At 59.3% G+C, this 13,941-nt stretch carries 14 protein-coding genes; 13 read left to right on the top strand and 1 reads right to left on the bottom strand.

The annotated features are described in order from the left end of the window. The first annotated feature begins 44 nt into the window (after positions 1–44). From tilS to ispD, 6 genes are all read left to right on the top strand, one after another. Positions 45–1,382, top strand: coding sequence for a tRNA lysidine(34) synthetase TilS (tilS, locus tag JOE29_RS17865; protein WP_210079728.1), 1,338 nt, complete (start codon positions 45–47; stop codon positions 1,380–1,382). 263 nt (positions 1,383–1,645) lie between these two features. Further along, on the top strand, positions 1,646–3,277 hold the full coding sequence (locus tag JOE29_RS17860) for a CTP synthase (protein ID WP_003364819.1): 1,632 nt from the start codon (positions 1,646–1,648) through the stop codon (positions 3,275–3,277). Positions 3,278–3,291: 14 nt separating this feature from the next. Continuing rightward, positions 3,292–4,137: a 3-deoxy-8-phosphooctulonate synthase gene (kdsA, locus tag JOE29_RS17855; RefSeq protein ID WP_003314314.1), complete on the top strand. Its 846-nt coding sequence runs from the start codon at positions 3,292–3,294 to the stop codon at positions 4,135–4,137. A 139-nt stretch (positions 4,138–4,276) separates the two neighbouring features. Further along, positions 4,277–5,563: a phosphopyruvate hydratase gene (gene eno, locus JOE29_RS17850; protein WP_003339565.1), complete on the top strand. Its 1,287-nt coding sequence runs from the start codon at positions 4,277–4,279 to the stop codon at positions 5,561–5,563. A 190-nt stretch (positions 5,564–5,753) separates the two neighbouring features. Continuing rightward, entirely contained in the window at positions 5,754–6,032 is a 279-nt protein-coding gene (ftsB, locus tag JOE29_RS17845; RefSeq protein ID WP_003314315.1) for a cell division protein FtsB, read from the top strand. Between the two features lie 13 nt (positions 6,033–6,045). Then, positions 6,046–6,756, top strand: coding sequence for a 2-C-methyl-D-erythritol 4-phosphate cytidylyltransferase (gene ispD, locus JOE29_RS17840; protein WP_003314316.1), 711 nt, complete (start codon positions 6,046–6,048; stop codon positions 6,754–6,756). Between the two features lie 9 nt (positions 6,757–6,765). On the opposite strand, the gene JOE29_RS17835 is transcribed toward ispD, so the two are convergent. Continuing rightward, positions 6,766–7,662, bottom strand: a complete 897-nt coding sequence (locus tag JOE29_RS17835; RefSeq protein ID WP_210079727.1) for a LysR family transcriptional regulator — start codon at positions 7,660–7,662, stop codon at positions 6,766–6,768. 104 nt (positions 7,663–7,766) lie between these two features. Here JOE29_RS17835 and JOE29_RS17830 point away from each other — a divergent pair, with 104 nt between their 5' ends. The 7 genes from JOE29_RS17830 to JOE29_RS17800 all read left to right on the top strand — a co-directional run bounded on the left by JOE29_RS17830 (position 7,767) and on the right by JOE29_RS17800 (position 13,891). Continuing rightward, positions 7,767–8,879 carry an S-(hydroxymethyl)glutathione dehydrogenase/class III alcohol dehydrogenase gene (locus JOE29_RS17830; RefSeq protein ID WP_003339560.1) on the top strand — a complete coding sequence of 371 codons (1,113 nt, stop codon included), beginning with the start codon at positions 7,767–7,769 and terminating at the stop codon, positions 8,877–8,879. A 96-nt stretch (positions 8,880–8,975) separates the two neighbouring features. Further along, positions 8,976–9,821, top strand: a complete 846-nt coding sequence (gene fghA / locus JOE29_RS17825) for an S-formylglutathione hydrolase (RefSeq protein ID WP_003339558.1) — start codon at positions 8,976–8,978, stop codon at positions 9,819–9,821. Positions 9,822–9,874: 53 nt separating this feature from the next. After that, complete coding sequence (gene ispF, locus JOE29_RS17820) at positions 9,875–10,348, top strand: 2-C-methyl-D-erythritol 2,4-cyclodiphosphate synthase (RefSeq protein ID WP_044311820.1); 474 nt, start codon at positions 9,875–9,877, stop codon at positions 10,346–10,348. After that, the gene (gene truD / locus JOE29_RS17815) at positions 10,345–11,403 is read left to right on the top strand and encodes a tRNA pseudouridine(13) synthase TruD (RefSeq protein WP_058443948.1); all 1,059 of its coding nucleotides are present in this window, start codon (positions 10,345–10,347) and stop codon (positions 11,401–11,403) included. Before ispF ends, truD begins: the two co-directional genes overlap by 4 nt. Beyond that, the gene (gene surE / locus JOE29_RS17810) at positions 11,391–12,140 is read left to right on the top strand and encodes a 5'/3'-nucleotidase SurE (protein ID WP_003314323.1); all 750 of its coding nucleotides are present in this window, start codon (positions 11,391–11,393) and stop codon (positions 12,138–12,140) included. Before truD ends, surE begins: the two co-directional genes overlap by 13 nt. A 41-nt stretch (positions 12,141–12,181) precedes the next feature. Next, positions 12,182–12,817, top strand: coding sequence for a protein-L-isoaspartate(D-aspartate) O-methyltransferase (locus JOE29_RS17805; protein ID WP_002554702.1), 636 nt, complete (start codon positions 12,182–12,184; stop codon positions 12,815–12,817). 207 nt (positions 12,818–13,024) lie between these two features. Continuing rightward, entirely contained in the window at positions 13,025–13,891 is an 867-nt protein-coding gene (locus JOE29_RS17800) for a peptidoglycan DD-metalloendopeptidase family protein (protein ID WP_003391034.1), read from the top strand. Positions 13,892–13,941 lie beyond the last annotated feature (50 nt).

The following is a 13,941-nucleotide window of genomic DNA, read 5'->3' as shown; positions in this document are numbered from 1 at the left end:
GCAGCACTTAGTGTGCGAACCCGCCAAGCCGGTGAAAAACATTCATGACCACTCCCTCACGCACCGGTCATGATCTTTCTGCCAGGCTTCTTCAAGTCCTGGCCCCATGGCGCAATGCGCCTGTCTGGCATGTCGGTTTCTCCGGCGGCCTCGACTCAACCGTGCTTTTGCATCTTCTGGCTGAACTCGCCAGGCGCGAAACCCTGCCTGCGCTCAACGCCATCCATGTGCACCACGGTCTGCAGACTGCTGCCGATGGCTGGCCAGAGCATTGTCAGCAGGTCTGCAAGACGCTCGGGGTGGCATTCGAGTCTGTTCGCGTTCAGGTCGAGCCCGCTGCGAGTCTCGAGCAGGCTGCCCGGCAGGCGCGTTACAGCGCCTTCAGTGAGCGGCTGGTTGAGGGCGAGGTGCTGCTGACGGGGCAGCATCGCGATGATCAGGCCGAAACCCTGTTGTTCCGTCTGCTGCGCGGCGCAGGCGTACGCGGTCTGGCTGCCATGCCCGATCAGCGCGTGCTGGGGTGTGGGCATCTGCTGAGGCCGCTACTGGATGTGTCGCGAAAGCAGCTGGAAGACTACGCGCATCGGCACGGCCTGAACTGGATCGAAGATCCCAGCAATGACGATCAGCAGTTCTCGCGCAATTTTTTGCGCAGTCAGGTATTGCCGTTGCTGACCTCCAGATGGCCGCAGGCAGCGGCCAGTCTGGCGCGTACTGCGCGCCACCTCGGCGAAGCGCAGCAATTGCTCGACGAGCTCGCGCTGCAGGATATTGCCAACGCGCAGGCTGCAACGTCGTTCACTTGGGTTGGCCTGCCGGTGTTGAGTCTTGGGCCGATTGCCGCATTGTCCGCAGCCCGGCAGCGCAATGCACTGCGTCACTGGCTTGCGCCACTGACGCGCCTGCCGGACACCGATCACTGGGCTGGCTGGGAGGCATTGCGCGATGCGGCGCATGACGCAGGTCCGTTATGGCGGCTTGCTGATGGAACGCTGCACAGGGCGCAGAATTGTATCTGGTGGGTGCCCGCTGACTGGCAGCCGCTCTGTCGTCAGGCAATGGACTGGCCGGACCCTGGTGTGCCGCTGGACTTGCCGGGTAATGGCTGCGTGGTTCTGGAAGGCGAGGCGCCGTCGGGGTGTCTGCAAGTCCGCTATCGGCAGGGTGGTGAAGTGTTACGCCTGAACGGGCGTGGCAGCCGTGATCTCAAGCGCTTGCTCAACGAGCAGTCAGTGCCGGCGTTTCTGCGCGGCAGATTGCCGCTGCTGTACCTCGATAACGTGCTGCTGGCCGTCGCCAACCTGCCTGGACTGGACGGTTCGCCCAATGAAAACTGGCGTTTGCGCTGGGTTACGCCGACCGGCGACCAAAGTTTGAGCTGAAAGGCCCTTTCAGGTAGACTACGCTCCCTTCTTGATACAGCTTCTGTCGGCTCTTTTGAAACGACATGAGTTGCCGGTTACCAACCAGTGTTTACTGGGTAATTCTTAAAATGTAGCGCACACCACACGGGCTTCGGCCGGTCGGTTTCAACGCAGCAGTTTCGGGAGTGCACCGTGAATTTTGTCGGTAATCGGGGGCTTCGGCCTTCCTTCGCTATCCCCGGCGGCTCTGACCGCTTTAACGCAGACTTCTAGGGTTTTTCATGACGCGCTACATCTTCGTCACGGGCGGTGTTGTTTCTTCATTGGGGAAAGGCATTGCCTCGGCTTCATTGGCGGCCATCCTGGAGGCGCGGGGACTCAAGGTCACCATGCTCAAACTGGATCCGTACATCAACGTGGACCCAGGCACCATGAGCCCGTTCCAGCACGGTGAGGTGTTCGTCACTCACGACGGCGCCGAGACCGACCTGGACCTTGGTCACTATGAGCGGTTCATCCGCACCACCATGACCCAGAACAACAACTTCACCACCGGCCGTGTGTACGAGCACGTCCTGCGCAAAGAGCGCCGTGGTGATTACCTGGGCGCGACCATTCAGGTCATCCCGCACATCACCGATGAAATCAAGCGCCGCATCATCAAGGGTGCTGGCGATGCCGACGTGGCGCTGGTCGAGATCGGCGGTACGGTAGGCGACATCGAGTCGCAACCCTTCCTTGAAGCCATCCGCCAGTTGCGCTTCGAAGTCGGCGCACGCCGCGCGATGCTGATGCACCTGACGCTGGTGCCGTACATCGCCACTGCCGGCGAGACCAAGACCAAGCCGACCCAGCATTCGGTGAAGGAATTGCGCTCCATCGGCCTGCAGCCTGATGTGCTGGTCTGCCGTTCCGACCACCCGATCGACGTTTCCTCGCGTCGCAAGATCGCTCAGTTCACCAACGTCGAAGAGCGTGCGGTCATCGCCCTCGAAGACGCGGACACCATATACAAGATCCCGGGCATTCTGCATTCGCAAGGCCTGGACGATTTTGTGGTCGAGCGCTTCGGCCTGCAATGCGGTGGTGCCGACCTGTCCGAGTGGGACAAGGTCGTCGACGCCAAGCTCAACCCGGAACACGAAGTGACCATCGCGATGGTCGGCAAGTACATGGAACTGCTCGACGCCTACAAGTCGTTGATCGAAGCCATGAGCCACGCCGGTATCACCAATCGCACCAAGGTCAACCTGCGTTACATCGACTCTGAAGACATTGAAAACCAGGGCACCGGCCTGCTGGAAGGCGTGGACGCGATCCTGGTTCCGGGTGGCTTCGGTCTGCGCGGCGTCGAAGGCAAGATCACTGCCGTTCAGTTCGCCCGTGAGAACAAGGTTCCGTACCTGGGCATCTGCCTGGGCATGCAGGTCGCGGTCATCGAGTTCGCGCGTAACGTGCTGGGCTGGAAAGACGCCAACTCCACCGAGTTCGATCGCACCAGCGCGCACGCTGTAGTGGGTCTGATCACCGAATGGGAAGATGCCACCGGCGCAGTCGAAACCCGTACCGAAAGCTCCGATCTGGGCGGCACCATGCGTCTGGGCGCGCAAGAGTGCCAGCTTGAAGCCGGTTCGCTGGTCCACGACTGCTACACCAAGGACGTGATCGTCGAACGTCATCGTCATCGCTATGAAGTGAACAACAACCTGTTGCCGCAACTGATCGAGGCGGGCCTGAAGATTTCCGGCCGCTCCGGCGACGGCGCGCTGGTCGAAGTGGTCGAAGCACCGGATCACCCATGGTTCGTCGCTTGCCAGTTCCACCCGGAATTCACCTCCACGCCCCGTGACGGTCATCCGCTGTTCAGCGGCTTCGTCAAGGCGGCACTGGCTCAACATCAGAAAAATTCCTGACAGGGACTGCAGACATGGCTCAGAAAATCATCCGCGTAGGTTCGATCGAGATCGCCAACGACAAGCCAATGGTGCTGTTCGGCGGCATGAACGTACTCGAATCCCGGGATATGGCCATGCAGGTCTGTGAAGAATACGTAAAGGTCACCGAAAAGCTCGGTATCCCTTACGTGTTCAAGGCCAGCTTCGACAAGGCCAACCGCTCTTCGGTGAACTCCTACCGTGGGCCGGGCCTTGAAGAAGGCATGCGTATTTTCGAAGAGATCAAGCGCACCTTCAACGTGCCACTGATCACCGATGTTCACGAGCCGCATCAGGCCGCCGTGGTGGCTGAAGTCTGCGACATCATTCAGCTGCCGGCTTTCCTGTCGCGGCAGACCGATCTGGTTGTCGCGATGGCGAAAACCGGCGCAGTCATCAACATCAAGAAAGCCCAGTTCCTTGCACCCCAGGAAATGAAACACATCCTGACCAAGTGCGAAGAGGCCGGTAACGATCAGTTGATTCTCTGTGAGCGGGGTTCCAGCTTCGGTTACAACAATCTGGTCGTGGACATGCTCGGCTTCGGCATCATGAAGCAGTTCGAGTACCCGATCCTGTTCGACGTGACCCACGCCCTGCAGATGCCGGGCGGTCGTTCCGATTCTGCCGGCGGCCGTCGCGCCCAGGTGCTGGATCTGGCCAAGGCCGGTATCAGTCAGAATCTGGCCGGTCTGTTCCTTGAAGCCCATCCGGATCCTGACAACGCCAAATGCGACGGGCCATGTGCCTTGCGTCTGGACAAGCTCGAGCCGTTCCTGGCGCAACTCAAGTCACTGGATGAACTTGTAAAGAGTTTTCCGATCGTAGAGACCGCTTGAACAGGGTTCTCCGGTAAAGTGCCGTTCCCCGTCATTCGTGACGGGGTTGTCGCATTCAGACCTGCCTTTTTCTGCGTCTGATTGCGAGCATTGTTTCCCCAGCTGCGTCGTTTTCGTCAATCTTGGAGTGTTTACAACAATGGCAAAAATCGTCGACATCAAAGGTCGTGAAGTTCTCGACTCCCGTGGCAATCCCACCGTAGAAGCAGATGTGCTCCTCGATAACGGCATCATCGGTAGCGCCTGCGCGCCGTCTGGCGCTTCAACCGGCTCGCGCGAAGCGCTGGAGCTGCGTGATGGCGACAAGAGCCGTTACATGGGCAAAGGCGTTCTGAAGGCTGTTGCCAATATCAATGGTCCGATCCGTGACCTGCTTCTGGGCAAGGACCCGGTTGACCAGAAGGCGCTGGATCACGCGATGATCGAGCTGGACGGCACCGAAAACAAGGCAAGCCTGGGCGCAAACGCCATCCTCGCGGTCTCCCTGGCAGCTGCCAAGGCGGCGGCACAGGATCAGGACCTGCCGCTGTACGCGCACATCGCCAACCTCAATGGCACACCGGGCGTGTACTCCATGCCGGTGCCGATGATGAACATCATCAACGGTGGCGAGCATGCCGATAACAACATCGACATCCAGGAATTCATGATCCAGCCTGTCGGCGCCAAGTCCTTCGCTGAAGGCCTGCGCTGGGGCACCGAGATTTTCCATCACCTCAAGGCGGTCCTCAAGGCGCGTGGCCTGAACACCGCAGTAGGCGACGAAGGTGGTTTTGCGCCTAACCTGGCGTCCAACAAGGAAGCGCTCGACGCTATCGCCGAGGCTGTTGCCAATGCGGGTTACACGCTGGGCACCGACGTGACCCTGGCGCTGGACTGCGCAGCGAGCGAGTTCTACAAGAACGGCAAGTACAAACTGAGCGAAGAGGGCGAGTACAGCTCTGCCGAGTTCGCCGAATACCTTGCCGAGCTGACTCGCAAGCACCCGATCATTTCCATCGAAGACGGTCTGGACGAGTCCGATTGGGATGGCTGGAAAATCCTCACCGACAAGATCGGCGAGAAAACCCAGCTGGTAGGTGACGACCTGTTCGTGACCAACACCAAGATCCTCAAGGAAGGCATCGACAAGAAGATCGCCAACTCGATCCTGATCAAGTTCAACCAGATCGGTACGCTGACCGAAACCCTGGAAGCCATTCAGATGGCCAAGGCTGCCGGTTACACGGCGATCATCTCTCACCGTTCCGGCGAGACCGAAGATTCGACCATTGCCGACCTCGCTGTGGGCACCTCTGCCGGTCAGATCAAAACCGGTTCGCTGTGCCGCTCCGATCGCGTGTCCAAGTACAACCAATTGCTGCGCATCGAGGAGCAATTGGGCTCCAAGGCTGTGTATCGTGGTCGTGCCGAGTTTCGCGGCTGAGCCATAGATGGTAAAAAGACGCAGAGTGCTGCACGGATTCGAGTCCCCTGACTCGCCTGTGCAGCTCCGATGCTGACGCTCCGCGGTAATCTGGAGTGATTGAGCCTGGCTTATGTCAGGCTCAATGCCCTCAGTCGTTTGTTGTTCACGTTGGCTCTGCTGTCTTTTTTACTGGGTACCTGATATTTCAATGCGCAGTCCTAACTGGTTGTTCCTCGTCCTGCTCCTGTTGCTGGCTGGCTTGCAGTACCGCCTTTGGGTCGGTAACGGAAGCCTCGCGCAAGTGGCCAGCCTGACTCAGCAGATTGCCGACCAGCACGCTGAAAATCAGGTGCTGCTTGAGCGCAACCGCGTGCTTGATGCCGAGGTCATGGAATTGAAAAAAGGTCTGGAAACCGTCGAAGAGCGTGCCCGACATGAATTGGGCATGGTCAAGGACGGCGAAACCCTTTACCAGCTCGCGCAATAATCAAGTTGGTGCGATGAAAGACTTTCTTCCTGCCTTCTGGGCAGTGATACCTGCAGCGGGCATTGGTGCTCGCATGGCAGCCGACCGTCCCAAGCAGTACCTGCCACTGGGCGGCCTGACAATTCTGGAACACAGCCTGCTTTGCTTTCTCGATCACCCCCGGCTCAAGGGGCTGGTGATCAGTCTGGCTGTGGACGACCCTTACTGGGCTGCATTGCCCTGCGCGCATGACACCCGCATTCAGCGCGTGGACGGCGGCAGCGAGCGCTCAGGCTCGGTGCTCAATGCGCTGCTGCACCTGCATGCGCAGGGCGCCAGTGACAATGACTGGGTGCTGGTTCATGACGCTGCGCGTCCGAACCTGGCGCGCAGTGATCTGGATAATCTGCTCGGCGAACTGGCCGATGATCCTGTTGGCGGCCTGCTGGCCGTGCCGGCCCGCGACACGCTCAAGCGTGCCGACAGCAGCGGTCGCGTGTTGGAAACAGTGGATCGCAGCCTCATCTGGCAAGCCTTCACGCCGCAGATGTTTCGTCTTGGGGCCCTGCATCGCGCCCTGGCGGACAGCCTGGTCTCTAACGTCAGCATCACCGATGAGGCATCGGCCATCGAGTGGGCGGGTCAATCGCCACGCCTGATCGAGGGGCGCTCCGATAACATCAAGGTCACTCGCCCCGAGGACCTGGAATGGCTACGTCAACGCCGCAGCGAATTCGGCCGCTGAACACGTCTGCTACTGGCGATACTCATCGCGCATCGCCAACCCTGCCTTAAGATAATCCACCAGCTTGCGCACCTTGGGTGACAGGTGCCTTTGCTGCGGATAGAGCCCCCACACGGCGGTGTTGGGCGGTTGATGCGCCTCCAGCAATGAGACCAGCGTGCCGTCGTTGAGATGTTTCTGCACGTAGTAATCGGGCAACTGACACAAACCGACGCCATGCAACGCGGCATCCAGCACGGCCTGGCCGCTGTTACAGCGCCAGTTGCCTTGCACGCGCTGGGAAAATTCACGCCCGTTCTGCTGGAGCTGCCAGGTATCGCTGCCTCCGATCAGGCAATTATGGCGATTGAGTTCCGAAAGGCTGTGCGGCCTGCCGTAACGCTCGATGTAGGACGGCGAGGCGCACAGGTACATCTGCCGTGGCGCGAGGCGGGTTGCGACCAGGCGCGAATCCTGTAACCGGCCAAGACGAATCGCCAGGTCCATGCCTTCATGAACCAGGTCCAGCGTTTCATTGCTCAGCTCAATATCGACCCGCAGGTGCGGGTACAGGTCCATGAAGCGTGTGACCAGCGGCGTGATGAAGCGCTCGCCATAGGCCACGGCGCAGGTCATGCGCAACAACCCCTTCGGTTCGCTGGCCAGATCGCCCACCGCGCGCAGTGCTTCTTCGCGGCCGTCCTGCAGGCGCTGGCAGTGATGCAGAAAGGTCTGACCGGCTTCGGTGAGCGCGACCTTGCGGGTACTGCGGTAGAGCAGTCGAGTCTGCAGGCGTTCTTCAAGGCGCACGATCTGACGGCTGACATGCGACGAGGAGACCCCGAGCCGCAGAGCCGCGGCGGTGAACTGCCCGCATTCCGCGACGGCAACGAACTCATCCAGACCTTCCCAGCGATTTGTGTACATCAATTATCCCTGTACAGCATTAATGTTTTGCTTTTAGCCGTATTACTCGTCAATTGGCACTGTACTACACTGCAATCCTTGTTTTTACCCGTCGGAGAAGATTGATGATCAAGTCGCGCGCTGCTGTCGCTTTTGAAGCCAAAAAGCCATTGGAGATCGTTGAAGTCGATGTGGCCATGCCCAAGGCGGGAGAAGTGCTGCTCAGAGTAGTGGCCTCCGGCGTCTGCCACACCGATGCCTACACACTGTCCGGGGCTGACCCTGAAGGGATTTTTCCATCGATCCTCGGCCACGAAGGTGGTGCGATTGTAGAGGCGGTGGGTGAGGGCGTGACCTCGGTAGTGGTCGGTGACCACGTGATTCCGCTGTACACCCCGGAATGCCGTCAGTGCAAGTTCTGCCGCTCGGGCAAGACCAACCTGTGCCAGGCGATTCGTACCACTCAGGGTAAAGGCCTGATGCCGGATGGCACTACGCGTTTTTCCTACAAGGGCGAGCCAATTTTCCACTACATGGGCACCTCGACCTTCTCCGAATACACCGTACTGCCGGAAATCTCGGTGGCCAAAATCGACAAGCAGGCACCGCTGGAAAAAGTCTGCCTGCTGGGTTGCGGTGTCACCACCGGTATCGGTGCGGTGCTCAACACCGCCAAGGTCAAGCCTGGCGATACCGTAGCCATCTTCGGTCTGGGCGGTATTGGCCTCTCGGCATTGATCGGTGCGGTCAAAGCCAAGGCGGCTCGCATCATCGCCATCGACATCAACCCTGCCAAGTTCGAGATCGCCAAACAGCTGGGCGCGACTGATTGCGTCAATCCGAAGGATTTCGACCGTCCGATCCAGGAAGTCATCGTCGACATGACCGATGGCGGCGTCGACTTCTCGTTTGAGTGCATCGGTAATGTGCAACTGATGCGTGCAGCGCTGGAATCCTGCCACAAGGGCTGGGGCGAGTCGGTCATCATCGGCGTGGCCGGTGCCGGTCAGGAAATCGCTACCCGTCCGTTCCAGCTGGTGACCGGGCGCGTCTGGCGCGGTTCTGCGTTTGGTGGCGTGCGTGGCCGTACCGAATTGCCGAGCTATGTGGACATGGCGCAGACCGGTGAAATCCCGCTGGATACGTTCATCACCCACACCATGGGCCTGGAAGACATCAACAAGGCGTTCGACCTGATGCATGAAGGCAAAAGCATCCGCACGGTCATTCATTTTTAAGGAGCAGCGGCAAGCTGTCAGCTCCAAGCGGCAAGCACGAAGGTCTCTTACCTGCTTGTAGCTTGCGGCTTATAGCTTGCAGCTGGAGGACATCACATGCCTTTGGAAAATATTTCCTGCCAAAAGAGCTTCGGCGGCTGGCACAAGCGCTACAAGCACCATTCTCAGGTGCTCGGTTGTGACATGGTGTTTGCCGTCTATCTGCCGCCACAGGCGGAGCAGGGCGGCAAGCTGCCGGTGTTGTACTGGCTGTCCGGCCTGACCTGCACGGATGAAAACTTCATGCAGAAAGCCGCCGCCCATCGACTGGCGGCCGAGCTGGGCATCATCATCGTGGCGCCTGATACCAGTCCACGCGGTGCTGACGTGGCAGATGACCCTGACGGCGCCTGGGACTTCGGTCAAGGCGCGGGCTTCTACCTCAACGCCACCGAGCAGCCTTACGCGCGGCATTACCAAATGCATGATTACGTGGTCAAGGAGCTGCCGGCGCTGATCGAGGGGCATTTCCCGGCGTCACAGGTGCGCAGCATCAGCGGGCACTCGATGGGCGGTCACGGCGCGCTGGTCTGCGCATTGCGCAATCCAGGTCGCTATCGGTCAGTATCAGCGTTCTCGCCGATCAGTAATCCGATCGATTGCCCGTGGGGGCAAAAGGCATTCTCCCGTTATCTGGGCGAAGACCGTTCTCGCTGGCGCGAGTGGGATGCCAGCGTGCTGATTGCGCAGGCGTCCGAAAAGCTGCCGACCCTGGTCGATCAGGGCGATCGTGATGATTTTCTGGTCAACCAGCTCAAACCCGAGGTGCTGGTTCAGGCGGCCAAGACTGCGGACTATCCGCTGACCCTGCGCATGCAGCCAGGTTACGACCACAGCTATTTCTTCATCGCCAGCTTCATCGAAGACCATCTCAGGCATCACGCAGCAGCCTTGAACAGCTAACGCGCGCCAAAGCAGGTAGAATCACGCCCTGACTTTTTTCAGGGCGTTTTTTTATGCGTATTGGCCATGGCTTTGATGTGCACCGTTTCGCTGAAGGCGACTTCATTACCTTGGGCGGCGTGCGGATTGCACACGGGTTCGGTCTGCTGGCCCATTCCGATGGCGATGTCCTGCTGCATGCCTTGAGCGACGCGCTTCTGGGTGCCGCAGCGCTGGGTGATATCGGCAAGCACTTTCCCGACACGGATCCGCAGTTCAAGGGCGCCGACAGTCGCTTGCTGCTGCGTCATGTCCTCACGCTGATCCATGGCAAAGGCTGGAAGGTCGGTAATGTCGACGCCACCATCGTCGCTCAGGCACCGAAAATGGCGCCGCACATTGATGCCATGCGTGCATTGATCGCTGCAGACCTTCAGGTTGAGCTGGATCAGGTCAACGTCAAGGCCACGACGACTGAAAAGCTTGGCTTTACCGGGCGTGAAGAAGGCATCGCGGTGCATGCCGTTGCGTTGTTGCTACGCGCATGAATGAGCGTGAACTGCTGGGCCCGCGAGCTTACGGCGAGGCATTGGGGCGTGCAGTCCTCAAAGCGACTGCCGAAGACTTTCAGGTCGACGAAGTGCTGGACATTCCGCTTTCCGGGGATGGCGAGCACTTGTGGCTATGGGTCGAGAAACGCGGTCTGAACACGGAAGAGGCGGCCCGCCGACTGGCCAGGGCTGCGGGCGTCCAGCTGCGCACAGTCAGCTATGCCGGGCTCAAGGATCGTCAGGCACTGACCCGCCAGTGGTTCAGCATTCAATTGCCTGGCAAGGCCGATCCTGACCTGTCCGCTGCGCAGGACGACACGCTGCAGATTCTCAAGAGCGGCCGCCACAAACGCAAACTGCAACGCGGCGCCCATGCGGCCAATGGCTTCACGCTGCGTCTGACCCAGCTGGATGCAGACAAGGGCGCCTTGAATCAGCGTCTTGAAACCATTGCCCTGCAGGGCATCCCTAATTATTTCGGCACGCAGCGTTTCGGCTATCAGGGTGGAAATCTTGGCGAGGCACGCGATTACGCCGCCCGCAAGGCGCTGCCTGAGCAACGCGCGGTGCGTTCGCGACTCTTGTCCACGGCGCGCAGTTACCTGTTCAATCGGGTGCTGGCCGCTCGGGTTGTCGATGGCAGCTGGCAGAAGGCTCAGGTCGGTGATTTGCTCGCGTTCACCGACAGCCGCAGCTTTTTCCCGGCCGGGGTGGATGAATGCAGCGATCCTCGTCTGGCGATCCTCGATCTGCACCCCACCGGACCTCAATGGGGTGAAGGCCCTTCGCCAGCTGGCGGTGCGACGGCAGCGCTGGAAAATACCGTTGCCGACGACGAATCTGTATTGCGTGACTGGCTGGTCAGAGCGGGCATGGAGCACGAACGTCGCATCCTGCGACTGCCCATTGGGCGGCTGACGTGGCATTATCCCGAGTCTGACATTCTGCAACTGGAATTCGTCCTTCCGCCCGGATGTTTCGCGACCGTTTTGGTCCGCGAACTCATCGATCTGGTGCCGGTTGGGCAGACGGACAGCTCATGCGTATTCTGATATCAAATGATGACGGGGTGAATGCGCCCGGTCTTGTCGCGCTCCATGCGGCGTTGGCGAACTACGCCGACTGCGTGGTGATTGCGCCTGATCAGGACAAAAGTGGTGCCAGCAGTTCTCTGACACTCGACCGGCCCTTGCATCCGCACACCCTGGAAAATGGCTTCATCAGTGTCAACGGTACGCCCACCGACTGCGTGCATCTGGGCATTCACGGGCTACTGGAACGTCAACCGGACATGGTGGTTTCAGGCATCAATCTGGGGGCCAATCTGGGCGACGATGTACTGTATTCCGGAACGGTCGCTGCAGCCCTTGAAGGGCGTTTTCTGCAGCGCCCGTCGTTTGCCTTTTCGTTTCTGTCACGTCAGCCGGATAATCTGGCGACGGCGGCGCATTACGCGCGCTTGCTGGTCGAGGCCCATGAGCAACTCGACCTGCCACCCCGCACGGTATTGAACGTGAATATTCCCAACCTGCCGCTCGAGCATATCCGCGGCATTCAATTGACCCGATTGGGGCATCGTGCCCGCGCTGCGGCACCGATCAGAGTCGTCGATCCGCGTGGCCGCGCCGGCTACTGGATCGCTGCTGCAGGCGACGTCGAGGACGGCGGTGCCGGGACCGACTTTCATGCGGTCGTACAAGGCTACGTATCGATCACGCCGTTGCAGCTGGATAGAACCTATCAGGACGGATTCAGCAGCCTGAACACCTGGCTGGAGGGACTTCGTTGATGTCACGCGAGCAGGATGATCTATTGCGTCGAGGGATCGGAATGACGTCGCAGCGTACCCGCGAGCGTCTGATTCAACGCCTCTGCGAAGAGGGCATTTCCAACCAGCGGGTACTGGACGTCATTCGCAAGACGCCCCGGCATCTGTTTGTCGATGAAGCGCTGGCGCATCGCGCCTACGAAGACACCGCATTGCCCATCGGCCACAACCAGACTATTTCCCAGCCTTACATGGTCGCGCGGATGAGCGAGTTGCTGTTGGCAGCCGGGCCGCTGGACAAGGTCATGGAGATCGGTACAGGGTCCGGCTATCAGACTGCTGTGCTGGCGCAGCTGGTAGAACGAGTGTTTTCGGTAGAACGCATCAAGGTGCTTCAGGATCGCGCCAAGGAGCGTCTGGTCGAGCTCAATCTGCGCAACGTGGTGTTCCGTTGGGGTGACGGTTGGGAAGGCTGGCCAGCGCTGGCGCCGTATAACGGCATCATCGTTACGGCGGTGGCCACCGATGTGCCGCAGGCATTGCTCGATCAACTGGCACCGGGAGGCCGATTGGTCATCCCCGTGGGCTCGGGAGAGGTTCAGCAGTTGATGCTGATCATTCGTGAAGAAAACGGTTTTTCCCGACATGTGCTGGGGGCTGTGCGCTTCGTGCCACTGCTCAATGGACCCATCGCTTGAAGATTGTCTGCGGTAAACAATGAATTCTGGCGTCAGTCATCGGTCTACAGCGCGCGGCCACAAATGTTAAATGGCCTGATGGCATCATTTCCATGCAGCTGATTGATACTTAACAGCGTTTTTCAGCGGATATCACTGGCTGCCCGTCGCTATTACGGCACAATAGGCATCTTTTTTGAATTCAGTCACCAGTAAAGGGAGTGGCGGGTGAGTCTCACAGTCATTCAGCAGCTCAGGTCTTCAAGAAGTTATCAGCGTCTGGTGATTGGCATTGCTCTCAGTGTCCTTTTGGTCGGCTGCTCCAGCTCGCCTTCAGGCGGCGTTCGCGTCGTTGATCGCAACGGCAACGCCGTGGCCCAGCGCCCGACAGTGACCACTGGCCAATATGTGGTCAGGCGCGGCGATACGCTTTTTTCCATTGCATTTCGTTACGGCTGGGACTGGAAGGCGCTGGCTGCCCGCAACCAGATCCCCGAGCCGTTTACCATCAAGCCAGGTCAGACAATTCGCTTTGACGGGCGCTCCTCGTCAACGCCGAGCGTCGCTTCAACGTCGGGCGCCGGGCGTCCAGTGACGTCCACATCGACCACCACCAGCAGCTCCGGATCCGTCAAAACCACGGTCATGTCCAAACCTGTTGCGGTTGTACCTGTGGTTATACCGCCGTCGGCGACCACCGGGACAGGCCCGGCCGGCAAGTCTCCGACGGGTTGGACCTGGCCTTCGAGTGGCATTTTGATAGGAAAATTTTCCTCAAACGGCAGTTTGAATAAAGGAATTGATATCGCTGGTGATTTGGGACAGCCTGTTTTGGCAGCGTCTGATGGTTCAGTTGTTTACGCCGGAAGTGGATTACGGGGCTACGGCGAATTGATCATCATCAAACACAGCGATACCTACGTCAGTGCCTACGGTCATAACCGCAGGCTTTTGGTACGGGAAGGACAACAGGTCAAGGCAGGGCAGACGATTGCCGAAATGGGGTCAACAGGAACTGACCGGGTGAAACTGCATTTTGAGATTCGCCGCCAAGGGAAACCTGTAGATCCGTTAGGATTCTTGCCACGTCGTTGATAGTTGTCAGCCTGTTCCTGGCGTAGTAGGAACAGGCTCAAGCGTTGCCA

This window comes from Pseudomonas sp. PvP009, from assembly GCF_017832995.1.
Classification (GTDB): Bacteria; Pseudomonadota; Gammaproteobacteria; order Pseudomonadales; family Pseudomonadaceae; genus Aquipseudomonas; species Aquipseudomonas syringae.
The sequence above is the reverse complement of the archived record's forward strand: the minus strand, read 5'-3'. Positions and strand labels throughout refer to the sequence as shown.

Coding starts and splice junctions, on each gene's coding strand:
- truD (WP_058443948.1), top strand. CDS start 10,345: ATGAATGAGCGTGAACTGCTGGGCCCGCGAGCTTACGGCGAGGCATTG.
- ispF (WP_044311820.1), top strand. CDS start 9,875: ATGCGTATTGGCCATGGCTTTGATGTGCACCGTTTCGCTGAAGGCGAC.
- JOE29_RS17830 (WP_003339560.1), top strand. CDS start 7,767: ATGATCAAGTCGCGCGCTGCTGTCGCTTTTGAAGCCAAAAAGCCATTG.
- surE (WP_003314323.1), top strand. CDS start 11,391: ATGCGTATTCTGATATCAAATGATGACGGGGTGAATGCGCCCGGTCTT.
- kdsA (WP_003314314.1), top strand. CDS start 3,292: ATGGCTCAGAAAATCATCCGCGTAGGTTCGATCGAGATCGCCAACGAC.
- fghA (WP_003339558.1), top strand. CDS start 8,976: ATGCCTTTGGAAAATATTTCCTGCCAAAAGAGCTTCGGCGGCTGGCAC.
- JOE29_RS17835 (WP_210079727.1), bottom strand. CDS start 7,662: ATGTACACAAATCGCTGGGAAGGTCTGGATGAGTTCGTTGCCGTCGCG.
- ftsB (WP_003314315.1), top strand. CDS start 5,754: ATGCGCAGTCCTAACTGGTTGTTCCTCGTCCTGCTCCTGTTGCTGGCT.
- JOE29_RS17805 (WP_002554702.1), top strand. CDS start 12,182: ATGACGTCGCAGCGTACCCGCGAGCGTCTGATTCAACGCCTCTGCGAA.
- JOE29_RS17860 (WP_003364819.1), top strand. CDS start 1,646: ATGACGCGCTACATCTTCGTCACGGGCGGTGTTGTTTCTTCATTGGGG.
- tilS (WP_210079728.1), top strand. CDS start 45: ATGACCACTCCCTCACGCACCGGTCATGATCTTTCTGCCAGGCTTCTT.
- ispD (WP_003314316.1), top strand. CDS start 6,046: ATGAAAGACTTTCTTCCTGCCTTCTGGGCAGTGATACCTGCAGCGGGC.
- eno (WP_003339565.1), top strand. CDS start 4,277: ATGGCAAAAATCGTCGACATCAAAGGTCGTGAAGTTCTCGACTCCCGT.